Origin of the sequence: Microvirga sp. KLBC 81, from assembly GCF_003075415.1 — a bacterium.
In the GTDB taxonomy this organism is placed as follows: Bacteria; Pseudomonadota; Alphaproteobacteria; order Rhizobiales; family Beijerinckiaceae; genus Microvirga.
In genome coordinates this window covers 90,559-110,116 of sequence record NZ_QDAH01000006.1, presented here as the reverse complement: position 1 = coordinate 110,116, position 19,558 = coordinate 90,559, and the positions used below count along the sequence as shown (strand labels likewise).

The 19,558-nt window shown below is 62.8% G+C and carries 14 protein-coding genes; 4 read left to right on the top strand and 10 right to left on the bottom strand.

The features are described 5' to 3' along the window. Positions 1-75: 75 nt before the first annotated feature. Positions 76-1,836, bottom strand: coding sequence for an arginine--tRNA ligase (argS, locus tag DC522_RS06635; RefSeq protein ID WP_116527903.1), 1,761 nt, complete (start codon positions 1,834-1,836; stop codon positions 76-78). A gap of 201 nt (positions 1,837-2,037) precedes the next feature. Next, positions 2,038-3,246, bottom strand: a complete 1,209-nt coding sequence (locus tag DC522_RS06630) for a deoxyguanosinetriphosphate triphosphohydrolase (protein ID WP_116527902.1) — start codon at positions 3,244-3,246, stop codon at positions 2,038-2,040. Between the two features lie 251 nt (positions 3,247-3,497). On the opposite strand from DC522_RS06630, the gene erpA reads away from it, so the two are divergent. Both erpA and DC522_RS06620 read left to right on the top strand, forming a co-directional pair. Further along, positions 3,498-3,824 carry an iron-sulfur cluster insertion protein ErpA gene (erpA, locus tag DC522_RS06625; protein WP_116527901.1) on the top strand — a complete coding sequence of 109 codons (327 nt, stop codon included), beginning with the start codon at positions 3,498-3,500 and terminating at the stop codon, positions 3,822-3,824. Between the two features lie 83 nt (positions 3,825-3,907). Next, positions 3,908-5,761, top strand: a complete 1,854-nt coding sequence (locus DC522_RS06620) for a hypothetical protein (RefSeq protein WP_116527900.1) — start codon at positions 3,908-3,910, stop codon at positions 5,759-5,761. 119 nt (positions 5,762-5,880) lie between these two features. On the opposite strand, the gene DC522_RS06615 is transcribed toward DC522_RS06620, so the two are convergent. Together DC522_RS06615 and aspS are read right to left on the bottom strand one after the other, a co-directional pair. Beyond that, positions 5,881-8,184 carry an NADP-dependent malic enzyme gene (locus tag DC522_RS06615; RefSeq protein WP_116527899.1) on the bottom strand — a complete coding sequence of 768 codons (2,304 nt, stop codon included), beginning with the start codon at positions 8,182-8,184 and terminating at the stop codon, positions 5,881-5,883. Between the two features lie 433 nt (positions 8,185-8,617). Then, positions 8,618-10,426, bottom strand: a complete 1,809-nt coding sequence (gene aspS / locus DC522_RS06605) for an aspartate--tRNA ligase (protein ID WP_116527995.1) — start codon at positions 10,424-10,426, stop codon at positions 8,618-8,620. Positions 10,427-10,807: 381 nt separating this feature from the next. Between aspS and DC522_RS06600 the strand changes: the two genes are divergently transcribed. Then, on the top strand, positions 10,808-11,194 hold the full coding sequence (locus tag DC522_RS06600; RefSeq protein ID WP_245444015.1) for a hypothetical protein: 387 nt from the start codon (positions 10,808-10,810) through the stop codon (positions 11,192-11,194). A 44-nt stretch (positions 11,195-11,238) separates the two neighbouring features. Further along, a complete protein-coding gene (gene rnd, locus DC522_RS06595) occupies positions 11,239-12,399 on the top strand; it encodes a ribonuclease D (RefSeq protein ID WP_116527897.1) in 1,161 nt (386 codons plus the stop codon). A 96-nt stretch (positions 12,400-12,495) separates the two neighbouring features. Here rnd and DC522_RS06590 read toward each other — a convergent pair whose 3' ends face one another. The 6 genes from DC522_RS06590 to DC522_RS06565 all read right to left on the bottom strand — a co-directional run bounded on the left by DC522_RS06590 (position 12,496) and on the right by DC522_RS06565 (position 19,428). Beyond that, on the bottom strand, positions 12,496-13,119 hold the full coding sequence (locus DC522_RS06590; RefSeq protein ID WP_116527896.1) for a 2OG-Fe(II) oxygenase: 624 nt from the start codon (positions 13,117-13,119) through the stop codon (positions 12,496-12,498). Between the two features lie 105 nt (positions 13,120-13,224). Beyond that, positions 13,225-14,748, bottom strand: coding sequence for an exopolyphosphatase (ppx, locus tag DC522_RS06585; protein ID WP_116527895.1), 1,524 nt, complete (start codon positions 14,746-14,748; stop codon positions 13,225-13,227). A gap of 1 nt (position 14,749) precedes the next feature. Next, a complete protein-coding gene (locus tag DC522_RS06580; protein WP_371679036.1) occupies positions 14,750-16,957 on the bottom strand; it encodes an RNA degradosome polyphosphate kinase in 2,208 nt (735 codons plus the stop codon). A 107-nt stretch (positions 16,958-17,064) separates the two neighbouring features. Further along, complete coding sequence (locus DC522_RS06575) at positions 17,065-17,757, bottom strand: DnaA ATPase domain-containing protein (RefSeq protein ID WP_116527894.1); 693 nt, start codon at positions 17,755-17,757, stop codon at positions 17,065-17,067. Continuing rightward, the gene (locus tag DC522_RS06570) at positions 17,750-18,865 is read right to left on the bottom strand and encodes an AI-2E family transporter (RefSeq protein ID WP_116527893.1); all 1,116 of its coding nucleotides are present in this window, start codon (positions 18,863-18,865) and stop codon (positions 17,750-17,752) included. Before DC522_RS06570 ends, DC522_RS06575 begins: the two co-directional genes overlap by 8 nt. 32 nt (positions 18,866-18,897) lie before the next feature. Beyond that, entirely contained in the window at positions 18,898-19,428 is a 531-nt protein-coding gene (locus tag DC522_RS06565) for a CDP-alcohol phosphatidyltransferase family protein (protein WP_116527892.1), read from the bottom strand. Positions 19,429-19,558: the final 130 nt, after the last annotated feature.

Here is a 19,558-nt window from a genome sequence, read left to right as displayed (position 1 = left end):
CAAACGCTCCGCCGGCACGACGTGACAGCATCCGGCACAAACCTCCCCTAAGCGGCTGAACCGCTTATGAAAATGTTAGCGCATTTCATCGGGTGCCGTGACGCCCAGGATCGCGAGGCCAGATGCGAGCACACCCTTGAGGGCATGCACGAGAGCGAGCCTCGCTTTCGTTGAATCTTTATCAGTTAGATTAACAAAGCGTAATTGCGGCAAGTCTTTGCCCTTATTCCATAAGCTATGGAAGGCGCTGGCGAGGTCGTAGAGGTAGAACGCGACCCGGTGCGGCTCGTGTGCTTCGGCGGCAGCCTCCACCACGCGCGGGAACTGGGCGATGCGGTGGATGAGATCCGTCTCCGACTCATCGCTGAGAATCGTGAAGTCGGCCTTCTCGAGTTGCATGGCCGAGAAATCCTCGCCGGGATACGCCTCCGCCGCCTGACGGAAGATCGAGGCGCAGCGGGCATGGGCGTACTGAACGTAGAAGACCGGGTTGTCCTTCGATTGCTCGACCACCTTGGCAAGGTCGAAGTCGAGCGGGGCATCGTTCTTGCGGAAGATCATCATGAAGCGCACCGCATCGCGGCCCACCTCGTCCACCACGTCGCGCAGAGTCACGAAGTCGCCGGAGCGCTTGGACATCTTCACCGGCTCACCACCACGCAGGAGCTTCACGAGCTGGCAGAGCTTCACATCGAGGTCGCCCTTGTTGTCCGTGACGGCCTTCACGGCCGCCTGCATGCGCTTCACGTAGCCGCCGTGATCCGCGCCCCACACGTCAATCATGGAGGCGAAGCCGCGCTCGTACTTGGAGCGGTGATAGGCGATGTCGGAGGCGAAATAGGTGTAGGAGCCGTCCGACTTCAGCAGCGGACGATCCACCTCGTCGCCGAAGGCGGTGGCGCGGAAGAGAAGCTGCTCGCGATCCTCCCAATCCTCATCCTTCTGCCCCTTGGGCGGAGGGAGGCGGCCCATATAGACCAGATCGCGGCCACGCAGCTCGGTGATGAGCTCCTTCACCTGATCGACGGGGGGCTGCTGCAGGGAGCGCTCGGAGAAGAACACGTCGTGGTGGATGTTGAGCACCGCGAGATCGTTGCGGATCATGTCCATCATGGCGTTGATGGCGGCCTCGCGCACGAGCGGCAGCCACTCGGCTTCCGGCTTGTCGAGCAGGCTCTTGCCGTGCTCCTTCGCAAGGCGCTCGCCGACGGGCTTGAGGTAATCGCCGGGATAGAGGCCTTCCGGGATCTCGCCGACGTCGTGGCCCAGGGCCTCCTTGTAGCGGAGATAGGCGGAGCGGGCGAGCACATCGACCTGCGCGCCCGCATCGTTGATGTAGTACTCGCGGGTCACCTCGTAGCCGGCGAAGTCGAGAAGTCCGGCGAGCGCATCGCCAAACACCGCGCCACGGCAATGGCCCACATGCATCGGGCCGGTCGGATTGGCGGAGACGTATTCCACGTTGATGGGCTCACCCGACCCCTGCCCGCTACGGCCAAAGCCGTTGGTATCCACCACGGCGGCGCGCAGCACCTCGTGCATCACCTGCGGCGCCAAGCGGATGTTGATGAAGCCGGGGCCCGCGATATCCACCTTCGTGACACGCGGGTCATTCTGGAGATCGGCCACGAGCATCTCGGCGAGAGCGCGCGGGTTCATGCGCGCCTCTTTCGCCAGCACCATGGCGGCGTTGGTGGCGAGGTCGCCATGGGAGGGATCGCGCGGCGGCTCGACCACGACGCGGCTCACGTCCAGCCCCGATGGAATTTTTCCCTCGCCCGCCAAACGGCCAAGCGCATCGGCAACCCGCTTCTCAAACAACCCGAAAATGTTCATGGCACTTCATCTCAATGGGCGACTGGCCCTGATCACAGCCGACAAAACGCTTCGCAAGCCCTCATCCTGAGGAGGCCTGCAAGGCCGTCTCGAAGGATCAGGGCGTCTCCAGAGCACTCTGGATCATCCTTCGAGATGCCGCTCAAGCGGCTCCTCAGGATGAGGTCTGCGTTGGTAGACTTTAAAAAGACTGAGCCGCGCCTACCGCAAGTCCGGCGTTACGTCAAACAGGCGTCGGTGTTCAAGGATGGCATAACGGTCCGTCATGCCTGCGATGTAATCCGCCACGCGGCGGGCGAGACGCGGCTCGTCGTCCCTGGGGAGATCCGCCTGCCACTCCTCCGGCATCAGCTCGGGCTCGGCCTTGAAGCGATTGAACAGGTCCCGCAGCACCTGATCTGCCTGGGCGCGGACACGCATCACCTCGGGATGGCGATACATGCGGGAATAGAGGAAGCGCTTGATGGCAGCATCGGCCTCGCGCATCTCCTTGGAAAAGCATACCATCGTCTCGCCGGCTTTACGGATATCCTCGGCGCTCTTGGGCGCCAGAGCCGCGATCCGCCGGTCGCCCTCGGCCACCACGTCTTCCACGAAGCGGGTGATGACCCGCCGGGTCAGCTCGTGGATGCGCCGGGAGAGTTCGAGATTCGGCCAGCGGCTGTCGATCTCGGCGAGAATCCCCTCGAGGAACGGCACCTCGCGCAGATCGTCGATCTTGAACAGCCCTGCCCTCAGGCCATCGTCGATGTCATGGGCGTCATAGGCGATGTCGTCGGCAATCGCGGCAGCCTGGGCCTCGCCGCTGGCGAAGGTGGCGAGTTCCAGATCCTGAACGGCATTGTATTCCATGATCGCAAGCGGCACGCCGCGCTCGACATAGCGCAGGGTCGGCTTACCCTCCGCATCGAGCAGCGGTCCATTGTGCTTCACCAGCCCTTCCAGTGTCTCCCAGGTGAGGTTCAGGCCATCGTAATCGGGATAGCGGCGCTCAAGGCGCGTGACGACCCGCAAGGCCTGGGCATTGTGGTCGAAGCCACCGAAGCCCGCCATGCACTCGTCGAGCGTATCCTCACCCGTGTGGCCGAAGGGCGTGTGGCCAAGGTCGTGGGAGAGCGCCAGCGCCTCCGCCAGATCCTCGTCGAGACCAAGCGAGCGGGCCAAGGCGCGGGCGATCTGGCTCACCTCGATGGTGTGGGTCAGGCGCGTACGGAAATGGTCACCCTCGTGATAGACGAAGACCTGAGTCTTGTGCTTGAGCCGCCGGAAGGCCGAGGAATGGATGATCCGGTCCCGGTCGCGCTGGAAATCGCTGCGGGTCGGCGACACCGCCTCAGGATACAGCCGACCGCGGCTCGCCCACGGATCGCAGGCATAGGAGGCTCGCCATCTCTCGCCAAAGGGCCGCACGGATCATCCTCGGGTTGAAGCCTCGTCAGGGCGCACTTACCTTGGTCTTTAGAGCATGATTCAGGAAAGTGGCATCCGGTTTCCCGATAAAATCATGCAGATCAAGAGCTTGTCCAAGGTTAGGGTAATTTGCTGCTTTGCAGGAAGCAAATTACCCTAGGATTTGTTGAATCAGCGCATTTTCTGACGGCGAACCGGTATCCACTTCGCCTGAAAATGCTCTTATGTCCTTATAAGGACCGGAAAGACCCATGACTGGAATTTCCCTGACTGAACGCGCCGCCCGCCGCATCAACGAGATCATGGCCTCGGAACCTGAAGGCTCGATGCTGAGAATCAGCGTCAATGGAGGCGGTTGCTCCGGGTTCCAATACGCCTTCGACGTGGACCGGACGCGCCAGAACGACGACCTCGTGATCGAAAAGGACGGGGCGACCGTCGTGGTGGACGAGGTATCCATCCAGTACATGGACGGCTCGGTCATCGACTTCGTGGACGACCTGATCGGCCAGTCCTTCAAGATCGAGAACCCCCACGCCACCGCTTCCTGCGGCTGCGGCACGTCGTTCTCCTTGTGAAACTCTGTCCCTCGTTCTAGCCTCCCGTGAAGGTTTTCCGGCCTGGAGCTTTGAGGGCTTCAGGCCTTCTTCTTCGCGGGGATATGATGAAGCTTCTTCACCGTTCAGGCGTATGCGCGCTCGCCCTGATGGCCGGCACCGCGGTCATGCAGTTCGAGCCGACGGTTCTTCGTGATCTTGCCTTTGGCAACGGCACGCAGCACGTCGCTGTCGGGGCCGTGAAAACCTCGCTCTGGAGCGCGGCCCTCGCCCAATCCTCCGACAGCTTCGCGCTCGAGAATGTCCGCTTCACCTGGGGCCCCCTTACCTATGAGGCGCAGCGGATCGAGTTCACCGGTGTTTCGGTCGCGCGTCAGGAACTCGAGTCCCTGTTTTCCTCCAGCGCCGTCTCCCTTGCGGATCGGCTTTCCAAAATCGATGCCAAGCAGGTGATCATTCCTGAGCTCAAGGTCACGCAGAAGCTCGGCAAGGAAACGCAGACGAGCCTCTACCGGAACGCCACGATGTCCGACATCGTCCGGGGCAAGGTGGCCTCGACGGTCATCGAGACTACGGCCATGGAGGAGACCGGCGAGAAAGGCCCTACCCTGATCAGCTATGGCCGAACCACTGTCACCGACCTTGACCTCCCCACTTTCGTGAAGCTCTTCGAGACGAAGGATGCCTCCGCACCCTTGAGCCGGATTCATGGCGCCTTTTCCATCGAGAAGGTCGACGTGACCGATGCCGGGGGTAACTACAGCACCCAGATCGCCCGCATCAATGGTCGGGACCTCATCGCTCGTCCGACGAAGGATTCCTGGAACGGCACCATCGCTCTCATCAAGGAGCTTTCCGACAAGGAAAAGACCTCTCCTGAAGAGGAAACCCGCATCCTGCTGACGGCAGCCGATCTTCTCGGCGCGTTCGATGCGGGTCTCGTTGAAGCCACCGGCATCACCTTCAAGGATGACAGCAAGGAGAGCAAGGGAACCGGCTCTGTCGCCCGTGTGGCTTATACCGGCGCCACCGGCTCGCAACCCGCCGAAGTGCGCGTGGAGGGCATCGCGTTCAAGGACACGAACGCCAGCCTGAAGATCGGCTCGATCAGCCTCACCGGGTTTTCCATCACGCCGACACTCAATGGCCTGAAGGCTCTCGAAGGCAAGCCGCTGACGGACCTTGATCATGCCGCCGTGCGCAGCCTCATCCCGACGCTCGGAACGCTGCGCATCACGGACATGAGCATCGATGCTCCCGCGGCCGAGGACAAGCCCAACGAGCGCGTGAGCGTCGTTTGGGGGCTCATGGAGGTGACGGCGGACAAGCCCTTGAACGGCATCCCGACGAATATCCGCTTCGAGCAGCGCAATGTCTCCATGACCCTTTCGGACAGCAGCGACGATGAGCTTGCCCAGCAACTTCAAGCTCTCGGATACAAGTCCATCGACAGCTCTTTCGTGTTGGCTGCCACCTGGAACGAATCCACGCACGAGATCGCCATCAAGGAATTCTCGATGGACACCAAGGACGTGGGAAGCGTGCGCCTGACGGGCCTCATCGGCAATGTCAGCCCGGATCTTTTCAGCCCCGATGAAGCAACCGCTTCAGCCGCTCTGATCGGTGCGAAGGCGAAGTCGGCCAACGTCGTGGTTGAGAATCGGGGATTGGTCGAGCGCTATCTCGCCAAGGCCGCGAAGGAAGAAGGGACAACGCCCGAGGCGCTGCAGAAAATGTATTCAGGCGCTACGCCGCTCGTTCTATCGAGCATGATCGGCAATTCGGAGCAATCCCGGACATTAGGCCAGGCCATTGCTCGCTTCATAGAGAAGCCTGGCAAGCTCACGATCGAAGCGCAGCCAAAGAACCCTTCCGGCTTCGGTGTGATGGACGTGATGCTCGCGTCCGATCCGAAATTGTTGCTGGAGAAGCTCAAAATCACCGCGAAGGCGGAGTGATCGCACTGCTCGTCATCCCCGGACTTGTTCCGGGGATCCACGCCTTTAACCCGCCCTAAGACGTGGATGGCCGGGACGAGCCCGGCCATGACAAATAATCGATATCTCTCGAGATCGGATCAAATCAGCTGCGGCTGGTCCTGCTCGGCGGCCTGTGCCTCCACCACGGCGATGGCCGTGATGTTCACGATACCGCGCGCCGTGACCGACGGCGTGAGGATATGCGCGGGCTTCGCGGGACCGATGAGGATCGGACCGACGGGGAGCGAATCCGCCAGGATCTTCGTGAACTGAAAGGCGATGTTGGCCGCATCCAGGTTCGGCATGATCAGCACGTTCGCTTCGCCCTTCAGGCGCGATCCGGGATTCACACGGTCGCGGATCATCTGGGAGAGAGCGGCATCCGCCTGCATCTCGCCATCGACTTCGAGATCGGGCGCGCGTTCGTTGATGCAGGCGAGCGCCTCGCGCATCTTCACGGCAGAGCGCGTATCGGCCGCGCCGAAGTCGGCGTGGGAGAGCAGCGCGATCTTCGGCTCGATGCCGAAGCGGCGCACGTGGCTGGCGCAGGCAATCGCCATGTCGGCGATCTCCTCCGCGCTCGGGTCGAACTGCACATGCGTGTCGGCGAGGAAGTATGCGCCCTTTGTCGTGATGACGAGCGACAGAGCCGCCATCTCGTGCACGCCGGGGGCAAGGCCGATGATGTCCTTGATGTGTTTCACGCGGGACTGGAAGCGCCCCTCGAGACCGCAGATCAGCGCATCCGCATCGCCGCGCCGCACGGCGAGTGCACCGATGACCGTGGAGTTGGTGCGAACCAGCGTTTTTGCCGCATCGGGGGTGATGCCTTTGCGGCCAGCGGCTTCCACGTAGGACGCGACGTAGTCGCGATAGCGCGGATCGTCCTCGGGGTTCACCAGCTCGAAATGCTTACCGATCTCCATCGAGAGGCCGAAGCGCTTGATGCGCGCCTCCACGACGTTCGGACGGCCGATCAGGATGGGCTTGGCGATGCCTTCCTCGACGATGACCTGCACCGCGCGCAGCACGCGCTCGTCTTCGCCCTCGGCGTAGATCACACGCTTCGGGTCGGATTTCGCCTGGGAAAAGAGCGGCTTCATGATGAAGCCGGAGCGGAACACGAAGCGGCCGAGGGACTCGGTGTAAGCCTCCAGATCCTCCAGCGGGCGCTTGGCGACGCCCGAATCCATGGCGGCCTTCGCCACAGCCGGCGCGATGCGCAGGATGAGACGCGGATCGAAGGGGCTCGGGATCAGTGACTTGCGGCCGAAGGGATGCGCCTCGCCGCCATAGGCGCGCGCCACGACTTCTGACGGGGCCTCGCGGGCAAGGCTCGCGATCGCCTTCACGGCGGCGGCCTTCATCTCCTCGTTGATGGTGGTCGCACCCACATCGAGCGCGCCGCGGAAGATGTAGGGGAAGCAGAGGACGTTGTTGACCTGGTTCGGGTAATCCGAGCGGCCCGTGCAGATCATGGCGTCGGGGCGCGCGGCCTCGGCGTCTTCCGGCATGATCTCAGGATAGGGATTGGCGAGCGCGAGGATGAGCGGACGCGGCGCCATCTTCGCCACCATCTCGGGCTTCAGCACGCCGCCGGCCGAGAGGCCGAGGAACACGTCCGCATCCGGGATCACGTCACTGAGCGTGCGCGCATCGGTCTTCTGCGCATAGACCGACTTCCAGCGGTCCATGAGTTCGTTGCGGCCGTCATGGACCACGCCTTCGATATCCGTGACCCAGATGTTCTCGCGCTTCGCGCCGAGCGAGACCAGAAGATTGAGGCAGGCGAGCGCGGCAGCGCCGGCGCCTGAGGTGACGATCTTCACCTCGGCGATGTCCTTGCCCGCGAGTTCAAGCGCGTTGGTGACAGCCGCGCCCACAATGATGGCAGTGCCATGCTGGTCGTCGTGGAAAACCGGAATGCCCATGCGGGCCTTCAACCGCTCCTCCACCTCGAAGCATTCAGGCGCCTTGATGTCTTCCAGGTTGATGCCGCCGAAGGTGGGCTCGAGGGCTGCGATCACCTCGACGAGCTTGTCCACATTCTTCTCGGCCACCTCGATGTCGAACACGTCGATGCCGGAGAACTTCTTGAACAGGACCGCCTTGCCCTCCATCACGGGCTTGGAGGCGAGCGGGCCGATATCGCCCAAGCCCAGCACGGCGGTGCCGTTGGAGATCACGGCCACCAGGTTCTGGCGGGAGGTGAGATTGGCGGCCTCATTCGGATCGGCGGCGATGGCCTCGCAGGGGGCGGCAACACCCGGGGAATAGGCCAGAGCCAAGTCGCGCTGGTTGCCGAGAGGCTTGGTGGGTTGGATCTCGAGCTTACCAGGGCGCGGATGCTGGTGATAGAACATCGCCCCCGATTTCAGATCCTGCGAGATGTTCTCTCCCATCGCCGACGCTCCTTACACCAGCCGTTTAACTTGAAAGGTCCTTGTGCGCGCCCTTAGCCATCGCGTCAATGTTCTTCTCTCGCGGGGAGAGGAGACGAAGGATGCAGGCATGACAATTCTGCCCGGAACGCAAGACGGTCGGGAAGATGAAGCGGTCCGTCTCCCCCCTCGCCTCCTGCAGGACGAAATAAGGCACGGGCGATGCGAGACCGGGCGAGTGGACGAACCGGCAGGACCGTGCGCCCTCCCGGCACTCTCCACGTCATCCCCGGACTCGATCCGGGGATCCACGCCTTTTCACCGCCTTGGTTCTCAAGACGTGGATGGCCGGGACAAGCCCGGCCATGACGACGGCAGGTACGATCTCGACGAGGTGGAGTGACAAGCCGGCGACGACGCGGCTACTGACTTCACGCCCCCGGAGCGAGGCTCATTATTTCTCCGGCAGGTGCGTCCGGATGTGCAGCTCACGCAACTGCTTGGGTGTCGCCTCGGAGGGCGCGCCGAGCAGCAGGTCTTCCGCCTTCTGGTTCATCGGGAAGAGCGTGATTTCGCGCAGGTTCTGCGCGCCGCAGAGCAGCATCACGATGCGGTCCACGCCGGCCGCCATGCCGCCGTGGGGCGGTGCGCCGTACTGGAAGGCGCGGTACATGCCGCCGAAGCGCTCCATCACTTCCCTTTCGCCGTAACCTGCGATCTCGAAGGCCTTCACCATCCGGTCGGGGCGGTGGTTACGGATCGAGCCCGAAGCGATCTCGTAGCCGTTGCAGGTCAAGTCGTACTGGAAGGCCGTGATCTTGAGGATCCTGTCCCTGTCCGACGGATCGAGCGCCATGAAGGCGTCGTGGTCCATGTTGCCCATGGAGAACGGGTTGTGGGAGAAGTCGATCCTCTTCTCGTCCTCGTTCCACTCGTATTGCGGGAAGTCGACGATCCAGCAGAAGGCGAACTGGTCCTTGTTGCCAAGACCCAGCTCGTCGCCGATGCGCACGCGCGCCTTGCCGGCGAGCGAGGCTGCCTTGTCCTCGACGCCGGCCGAGAAGAACACCGCGTCGCCAGCCTTGATGCCGGCCTTCTCCCGGATGATGGCCTGCGCTTCGTCAGGGATGAACTTGGCGATGGGGCCCTTGGCCTGGATCTGGCCGCCTTCTTCCTCGAACACGATATAGCCGAGGCCGGGCGCACCTTCCGTACGGGCCCAGTCGTTGAGCTTGTCGAAGAAGGAGCGCGGCTGCGAGGCTGCGCCCGTGGCCGGAATGGCGCGCACCACGCCGCCGGACTTGATGACGTTCTTGAACGCGTTGAAGGTCACGTCCTCACGCTCGAACACCTCCGACACGTCGGCGATCACGAGCGGGTTGCGCAGATCCGGCTTGTCGGAGCCGTATTTCAGCATCGCCTCGAAATACGGGATGCGCGGGAACACATCCGTCACTGGCTTGCCGTCCGCGAACTCCTTGAACGTGTCTCGGATCACCGGCTCCATGGTCTGGAAGATGTCTTCCTGCGTGACGAAGCTCATCTCCACGTCGAGCTGATAGAACTCGCCCGGCAGACGGTCGGCGCGCGGGTCCTCGTCGCGGAAGCACGGCGCGATCTGGAAGTACCGGTCGAAGCCGGACATCATGATCAGCTGCTTGAACTGCTGCGGGGCCTGCGGCAGCGCGTAGAACTTGCCGGGATGGATGCGCGAGGGCACCAGGAAGTCGCGCGCGCCTTCGGGCGACGAGGCCGTCAGGATCGGCGTCGTGAACTCGAAGAAGCCGCTCGACTTCATGCGGTTGCGCAGGCTGTCGATGATGGCGCCACGCTTCATGATGTTGTTGTGCAGCTTCTCGCGGCGAAGGTCGAGATACCGGTACTTGAGGCGGGTCTCCTCCGGGTATTCCTGGTCGCCGAAGACCGGCATCGGAAGCTCGTCCGCCGGACCAAGCACCTCCATGTCGGTGATGTAGACCTCGATCATGCCGGTGGGCAGTTCCGGGTTCTCGGTGCCGGCCGGGCGCTTGCGCACCTTGCCGTCCACGCGGATCACCCACTCGGAACGTGCGGTCTCAGCCAGCCTGAAGGCCGGGGAATCCGGATCGATCACGCACTGCGTCATGCCGTAATGGTCGCGCAAGTCGATGAACAGCACGCCACCGTGGTCGCGGATGCGGTGACACCAGCCGGAAAGGCGGGCCGTCTGGCCGACATCGGATTCGCGGAGCGCGCCGCAGGTGTGAGTACGGTAACGGTGCATGGAGGCGGACATGGAAAAAGCCTGCTGGTTCGGAGTTACGCGCAACATCCATGGGAGGCCGGGGAAGTCAAGGCGGAAGGCTGAAATGAGCGCGGATGGGCCGGATTTCAGCTCTTCCTTTGTCGCAGCCCTCCGTCATGGCCGTCCCCGGACATGATCCGGGGATCAGTCCCGGCCATCAACGTCTTGAGAACCGCTGAGCCATGAAGACGTGGATACCCGGGACGAGCCCCGGGGTGACGTGGTGGGAGTCATCCCGGGCGGCGCGAGCCGATCCGGGATCGCGTGACCGACGCTCTCCTCGTCATGGCCGGGCTTGTTCCGGCCCTCTTTTCTGTCCAAATCCTTATTTTTCAAGGCTTTTCCCTTGAAGAACAAAGCGTGAATTACCATATCAGCCTCATGATGACGAACCACGCGACAACCCTGCTGCAACATGGCCGGAACGCTCCCAACGAGGAGCGGATCGAGGGGAATTGGCACGTCTATCCCTTTGATGGCGCGCTTGAGATCGACTATGTGGACCAGGCCGGCAACCCGACCCGGCGCTGGGTGATCGCGCGCGAGCTGAAAGTGGGCCCTGGCAAAATGCTCCTAGGCGGCATCGACATGGCCGATGACGGCTATCGCGGCTTCCGGGTGGACCGGATCGAGCGCCTGGAGGATGCGGAGACCGGCCTCGTGGTCCACCGCAACATCCTGGATTGGCTCATGAAGCGGGCCGAACGGCAGGCAAAAGAGCGGAGGAAAGCCCTCCGCAGAGCTTAAGGGGGAGTCGCCTGCATCAACAGGTTCGGCTAAAAGACTTCTCCATGGATTTGATTACGACCACCGAGGCGCTCGAAGCCGCCTGCTCCCGCCTGAGCCAGCACCCGTTCGTCACCGTCGATACGGAGTTCCTGCGCGAGACCACCTATTTCCCGAAGCTTTGCCTGATCCAGATGGCAGGGCCGGATCCTTCGGACGCCTATCTCATCGATCCGCTGGCCGAGGACCTCAGTCTCGCGCCCTTCATGGCGCTCATGGCCAACATGAGCGTGGTGAAGGTCTTCCACTCAGCCCGGCAGGATCTGGAAATCATCTGGAACCTTGGCAGCATCGTCCCCGATCCCCTGTTCGACACCCAGGTGGCCGCCATGGTCTGCGGCTACGGCGATTCGGTGTCCTACGAACAGCTGGTGAACGATCTCGCCAAGGCCAAGATCGACAAATCCTCCCGCTTCACCGACTGGTCGCGCCGGCCCCTCACGGACGCACAGCTCACCTATGCGCTCTCGGACGTCACCCATCTGGTGAAGGTCTATGAGGCGCTGATGGCCCAGCTTGAAAAGAACGGCCGTCTCGGCTGGCTGAGAGAGGAGATGTCCATCCTCACCTCTCCGGAGACCTATCAGGCGGATCCGAACAACGCCTGGCGTCGGCTCGGCGGCCGCCTGCGCAAGCCGAAAGAGATCGCCGTCCTCATGGAGGTCGCCGCCTGGCGCGAGCGTGAGGCGCAGAACCGCGACGTACCCCGAGGGCGCATCCTCAAGGACGATGCGTTGATCGACATCGCCACCTCTGCTCCCCGCAGCGTGGAGGCTCTGGGCCGCTTGCGTTCGATCCCCAACGGCTTTGAGCGTTCCCGCACGGGCGCCGATATCCTGGAAGCCGTGGAACGCGGCGTCACCCGCGATTTCGCCAGCATCCCCGTGCCGGAGCGCAGCCGGGGCCGTGGCAATACGGGTGCCGTCGTCGATCTCCTGAAGGTCCTGCTCAAAGCGGTGGCCGAGCAGGAAGGCGTGGCTCCCAAGATCGTCGCCACCGTCGAGGAGCTGGAAGCCATCGCCGAGAGCGACACGGCGGACGTGCCCTCCCTGCACGGCTGGCGCCGGGCTCTGTTCGGCGAAAAGGCGCTCGCCCTCAAGAACGGCCAGCTCGGCCTCGTGCTGGAGCGCGGGCGGGTGAAGCTCAAGGCGATTGCATCGGAATAAGCACCGTTCACAAACGAGACATTTGTCTCCTACCGCCATGGCCGGCCTTGCGCCGGCCATGACGAAAAGATCCTTCTATGTTTCAAGAATTGTGGCTTACCGCCCGAAGATGCCCTTGAAGAACTGGGCGACCTTGTTGTGCTTCTTCTTGCGGTCCACGTCCGCCTGGCTCTTCACCCAGGCGATCTGGACGACGCGACGCTCGCCGGCGAACGGCAGGTGGCCATGCCAGGAATTGTCGGAGCGCAGGAAGGCGAACATGGTGCCCATCATCGGCGGCACTTCCAGCTTGTAGGGCTCAAAATTCTTGCCGTCGTAGAGCACGCGGAGACGGCCGCCATCGTCCTTCTGCCACTCGTCATTCATGTAGACGAGCATGGTCATGACCTTGGATGGACCGTCCGTGTGGATTGCGCCGTATTTCGGCTGCGAGCGCTTCATGATCGTGGTGAGGCGCGGATAGGGATGCAGGTCGATTCCGAACTTCTTTGACAGGGCCTCCGTCAACTCGGGGCCTTCGAGTTCCTCGATGAGCTGCTTGAAACGGCCATGCAGCTTGACCTCGTCGACCGTGAGATAACCCGGCTTGTCGATCTGCGGAAAGTCGCGCCGGAGCTCCTCGATCGCATCTTCCTTCAGGAATCTGGACGCCAGAAGATGATCGTAGGGGTCACGCGAATGCTGCGCGTTTCCGACCGCGGATAGGTTGATAAGGCTCATTAATTACTCCCGCTTGAGCCCCCTATTGGCTTTCTGATCGGGGCTCATCTTACCTTTCGGCAAGGTTGCACTGAGTGATCGAAAAATCAAACCCTCGGCAGCTGCTCAGCCCACGATCTCGATCGCCGACTCCATGTTGAGGAGCTTGGCGAGCGACCTGACCCGGCCCACGAGCCGCTCATTGGCGAGATCCTCCAGGTGAGGCGGCAATTGCAGCACCACCTGGCCGCCCCGCACCCGCAGGGGGGCGTGCGGCAGGATACCTTCCATCGACACCGAAACCGGATAGGCGACGCGCATGAGCGCCGCGAGCAGGCGCGCGCGTTCCAGATAGCGCGGCCCTGCCAGAGACTTGATGCGCGAGCCCACCTTGTCCGGCGAGAGGCCCTCGTGGCGGAAGAAAATCGAGAGCGCGAGATAGGCGCGGCCCGGATGATCGAGGCCGGCGAAGGCGCCGTAGGCGATGAGGTTGAGGCTCTGCTCGCCCCGGTAATCGGGATGAGCGCGCCAGCCGATATCGGCGAGCAGGCAGGCAGCACGGCGCAACCGGGTTTCCGTCTGGGTTTCCGTGACGCCCAAGCTCTTCATGAAGGCTTCGGTCCACTCGCAGAGTTCCTGGCCATGGCGCGGGGAACGGGACCGGAGCAGGTTGAGGTCGCTGGCAGCGGCAAGAAGCGGATCGCGCTTCTGCGTAACCGGATCGAGCTTGTCGTAGAGCACGCCCTCACGGACGCCGAAGGCGGAGATGGCGACCTCCTTCGGCTCACCGAGCCGAATGATCTCTTCCAGCACGATCGCGCCATAGGCCAAAAGCGGCCTGCGGGCCTCGGAGACGCTCTCGATATCCTTCAGGGTCTTGGCGTCCGCCTCCTCCACAAGGTGCAGGAAGTCGAGACCATCTTCCGGGTTGAGAAGATAGCCATGCATCACATGGAGTGGGTAATCGCGGGCCGCCTGGTGCAGACGCGATAACGCGCGCCAGGTGCCGCCGACCGCATAGAAGGTGCGTCCATGCAGGTTTTCGAGATACTCCGGAGCGCGCTCCAGGGCTGTGCGCACGATCTTCTGCGCCTTCTTGAGCGAGCCGCCACTCATGTCCTGAAGGGCCAAGCCGCCGAGCGGCATCGTGATGCCCTTGCCCACGGACGCGCCCTTCACATCCACGAGTTCCAGGCTGCCGCCACCCATGTCACCCACAATGCCATCCGGCTCGTGGAAACCAGCCACGATGCCCAGTGCCGAGAACCGCGCCTCTTCCGCACCCGACAACAGGCTGATGGGGCAGCCACAGGCCTTTTCCGCTGCTTCCAGGAAGGCAGGGCCGTTGGAGGCATCACGTGCGGCGGCGGTGGCCAGCACGAACACGTCGGACACCTGCATCGTGTCGCAGAGCACTCGGAATCGGGCGAGTGCGCGCAGCGCCCGGTCCACCGCCTCCTCATCCAGCTGGCCTGTCGTCGCCACATGACGGCCGAGCCCGCAGAGAACCTTCTCGTTGTAGATCGGCGTCAGGGCGCGAGCCATGCCCTCGTAAGCCACGAGACGCACGGAGTTCGAGCCGATATCGATGATGGCGACCGGATGCCCGATCTTGAGCCTGCCTTGCGCTTCGCTGGCGAGGATCTGCATGTCAGCGCTGCCCACGTTTTGCGAGCGCCTTGGGGCTCGACGTCTTGAGGGATTTTCCGCGTCCGGAAAGACTTGGGTTCGTCATGAAATACTTGTGAGCGTTGAAGGGTTCCTCGCCCTTGGCCGGAACGATGCGCCGGCTCGTGCCATCCGACAGAACATTCCAGCTCTGCTCGTTGTCGAGGAGATTGGCGAGCATGATCTGATCCAGCACCTGCTGATGGACGGTGGGGTTGATGATGGGCAGCAGTGCCTCCACGCGTCGGTCTAGATTGCGCGTCATCAGGTCGGCTGAGGAGATGTACACATGCGCCTTGGGATTCGGCAGCCCATGGCCGTTGCCGAAGGCATAGATGCGCGTGTGCTCCAGGAAACGTCCGACGATGGACTTCACGCGGATGTTTTCCGACAGGCCCTTGATGCCGGGCCTGAGGCAGCAGATGCCACGCACGATGAGATCGATCTGCACGCCCGCCGCACTCGCATCATAGAGCGCGTCGATGATATCGGCGTCGACCAGCGAGTTGCACTTGCCCCAGATCGCTCCGGGCCGCCCGGCTTTGGCATGAGCGATCTCCTCCTGAATGTGCTGAAGAAGACGCTTTCTCAAGGTCAGCGGCGAAACCGCCATGCGCTCCAGCTCCGCCGGCTCCGCATAGCCGGTCACGAAGTTGAAGATGCGCGACACGTCCCGGCCGATCACGGGATCGGCGGTGAAGAACGAGAGGTCCGTATAGATGCGCGCCGTGATCGGGTGGTAGTTGCCCGTGCCCACATGGCAATAAGTGATGAGCTGGCTGCCCTCGCGCCGCACAACCATGGAGAGCTTGGCGTGGGTCTTCAACTCGATGAAGCCGAACACCACCTGAGCGCCCGCGCGTTCGAGGTCGCGGGCCCAGCGGATATTCGCCTCTTCGTCGAAGCGGGCCTTCAGCTCGACGAGAGCTGTGACGGACTTGCCCGCCTCCGCCGCCTCGGCAAGAGCAGCGACGATGGGTGAATCCGACGACGTGCGATAGAGCGTCTGCTTGATCGCGACCACGTTCGGATCGCGTGCCGCCTGACGCAGGAACTGCACCACCGCGTCGAAGGATTCATAGGGGTGATGGACGATGATGTCCTTCTCGCGGATGGCAGCGAAGCAATCGCCGCTGTGTTCGCGGATGCGCTCGGGGAAGCGTGGATTGTAAGGCTTGAACTTGAGATCGGGGCGTTCGAGCGCAACGAGCTGCGAGAGATCGCGCAGGCCCATCATGCCCTCGACGACGAACACCTCGTCGCTGGAAACCTCCATCTCCTCGGCCACGAAGAGGCGCAGATCCTCCGGCATTGCGGCCTCGACTTCGAGGCGGATCACGCTGCCGCGACGGCGCTGCTTGAGGGCGGTCTCGAACAGGCGCACCAGATCCTCGGCCTCTTCTTCCACTTCGATATCGGAGTCACGAATGACCCGGAAAGCGCCCTGCCCCTGCACCTCGTAGCCTGGGAACAGGCGGCTCGTGTAGAGCACGATCATCTGTTCGAGCGCGATGAAGCGAGCGGATCCCGTCTCGGAGAAATCCGGCAGGCGGATGAAGCGCTCGGCGCGCGATGGCAGGCGGATCAGCGCGTTCAGCACCTTGCCGTCGCTCTGACGCACGAGCTTGAGCGCGATGGACGAGCCGAGGTTCGGAATGAACGGGAACGGATGCGCCGGGTCGATGGCGAGCGGCGTGAGAACCGGGAAGATGTGGTTGAGGAAGTAATCCTCGAGCCAGGAGGCCTCAGGCTTCGTCAGGCCCGCGCCCTCCACGAGAACGATGCCCTCCTCCTGCAGCCTCTCCCGAAGCTCGCCCCAGCGGCGCTGCTGGTCGGAAGCAAGATTCGACACCTCGACGGAAATCTTCGCCAGCTGTTCCTGAGGCGAGAGCCCGTCCTGCGAGATGGTGGAGACGCCGGAGCGCACCTGTCCGCGCAGGCCCGCGACGCGGACCATGAAGAACTCGTCAAGGTTCTCCGCCGAGATGGAGAGGAAACGCAACTTCTCCAGCAGCGGATGGTTGCGGTTGTTGGCCTCTTCGAGCACCCGGTGATTGAACTGCAGCCAAGACAGCTCGCGATTGATGAAGCGCTGCGGAAACTGGCGCAGCACCGCGCCGTCGAGCTCGATATCCGGCGGGGCCTTCGGCAAGGGGGCCTCGCTGACAATCTCCACGTCCCTTAAGGCCATCGTATTACGCACTTCGACCTCCGCCGTTTCCTTCTTCGGCGTCCGTTTTGCTCTGGGCTTCGTGACAGTTTCACGAAGGTTCGACGACAATGCGGTGGGATCAGGCTTCACTCGATTTCATCCGTTTCCTGCGAGGCTCCGAGGATCTCGGCCGCGATGGCCCGCGACACACGACGGCCCCGGCTGAGCGCCTCCTTGTCGAGAAGCGCCACCAGTTCCGAAGCCTTGGCCAGAGATCGCTCGATCCGAAGCGAAATATAGTCGACAACGGAAGTGTCGACCACGAGTTGCCTGTCGACGAAGAGCTTGACCAGAACGGCCTTGAGCAGGGCGTCGTCCGGCGCGTCGAGCGTCACGCTCGGAGCAAGCCGCAGGCGCGAGAGCAGATCCGGCGTCTTCAGCCCCCAGCGGTCCGGCGGCGTCTCGCTGGTGATCAGAAGATAGGCCTTTTTCTCCCGCGCCAGATTGAGCAGATGGAACAGGGCCGCTTCGTCCCGCTCGGCCCCATCCATGTCCTCGATGGCAAGGGCCCCGTTGGAGACAAGATGCGGAACCTTGTCGTGCGTGATCTCGGACGCATCGATGGTCCAGGCGTGGGCGTTCGTCGCCCAGATGGAGGCGAGATGACTCTTGCCGCTGCCTGGCGGGCCGATCAGCAGGAGGATCGTATCCGGCCAGTCCGGCCAGCTTTCGATGAGGCCATAGGCCTGTTCGTTGGAAGGACTGACGAGGAAATCCTCCGCCCCGAAGCGCGGATCGAGGGGCAGATCGAAGGCCAGCTGCTTGGGCGCATCACGCATCGAGATCGACCTTATCCTCGACCTTCGGGTGGATGATCACCGGGCCGCCCGGGCCGCGATAGAGCGGGCTCGCCAGGTACTGGCTCAATGCAAAACGCGCGATCACGCCCATGGCGGCGGCGAGCGGCACGGCGAGCAGCAGCCCGACGAATCCGAAAAGCGCACCGAAGGCGAGCAGTGCGAACATGAGCCAGACCGGGTGGAGGCCCACCGAGTCGCCCACCAGCTTGGGCGAGAGGATGTTGCCTTCCACGAACTGACCGAACACGAAGATGCCGAGGGTTGCCAGGATCATGGTCCAGTCGGGCCAGAACTGCACGATGGCGACACCCATGGAGAGAATGAGGCCGGTGAGCGAGCCCACATAGGGGATGAAGCTCAAGAGGCCCGCGGTCATGCCGATGAGGGCGCCGAAGTTCAGGCCGATGACGGCAAGGCCCACCGCATAGAAGGTGCCCAGAATGATGCACACCAGAGCCTGCCCGCGCACGAAACCCGCAATGGCCCGGTCGATGTCACGGGCGATGGCGCGGATCGTGTCCCGCTGGCGAACCGGCATCCAGGAATCGACCGTCTTCACCATGCGATCCCAGTCGACCAGCATGTAGAAAGCGACCACCGGCGTCACCACGAGCAGGGAGAAAATGCTGAGCAATGCCTGCCCACCGGACCACAGCCCCTGCAGGAAGGTGGCGATCCAAGCAAGGCCTTGGCTGATCAGGTTGCCGACGGAGGTCTGCATTTCCGGTAGGGAACCGTTCGCCCCAAGCCGCAGGAGAAGAGGCCTCAACTGCTCGCTGGCGAGTTCCTGGAGCCTTGCCACGTAGCTCGGAACCCGCTCCACGAAGGCGCCGACCTGCTGCACCGCGAACGGCACCAGGATCATGAGGGTAATGATGAAGACGAGGACGAAGAGTACCAGGATGAGAAGGCTCGCGCCCAACCGCCCGATCCCGATCTTTTGCAGCCGATCCGCCAGAGGATCGAGCAGATAGGCCAGAGCAAAGCCCGCCACGAACGGCAGAAGAATGCCGCGAAGGACGAAGAGCAGAAACACTGCCACGACCAGCGCTGCAATCCAGAACCCGATCTGCCGTTGGATCGTCATTGGTACTCCATAGCCCGAAACGGTGAGAGCCTTCAGCCTGCCATGTGCCGCAGCCAGCCGCCGAGATAGGCACCTGCGGAAGCTACGGTCAAGGTGGCGACAGCCAGCATCACGATATCCTCAAGCCCTCCCAATTCGACCCCATAGGCGTTGGCGGCAAGCGCGAAGGCCGCAAAGCCGATCTGCGCGCCCGTATTCAGCTTGCTTACGAGGATCGGCTTGATCTCGACCGGGCGGCTCATGACCCAGGACAGGAGCACGGCCGACACGATCATGGCATCCCGCGACACCACGACGATAGCAAGCCAGCTCGGGATCGCCCCCACCACCGCCAGGGACACATAGATCGATACCAGCAGCGACTTGTCGGCCAGAGGATCGATATAGGCCCCGAACTCGCTTTTCATGTTGAAATGCCGGGCAATGAACCCGTCGACCGCGTCCGAGACGCCTGCCACCACGAACAGAATGAAGGCCGCCGCCCATCGTTGCTGCATGATCATGACGATCACGATGGGGACCATGATGAGCCGGGCAATGGTGATGAGGTTCGGGATGGTCATCGTGCAACGATGATGCCGGGTCGGGGGGATAAGTTCAATGTTTGGAGTTAAGGAAAGGAAATATCTTACACGGTCTCCTTCCGTCATGGCCGGGCTTGTTCCGGGGATGACGATGTCACTGTCGTTTGTA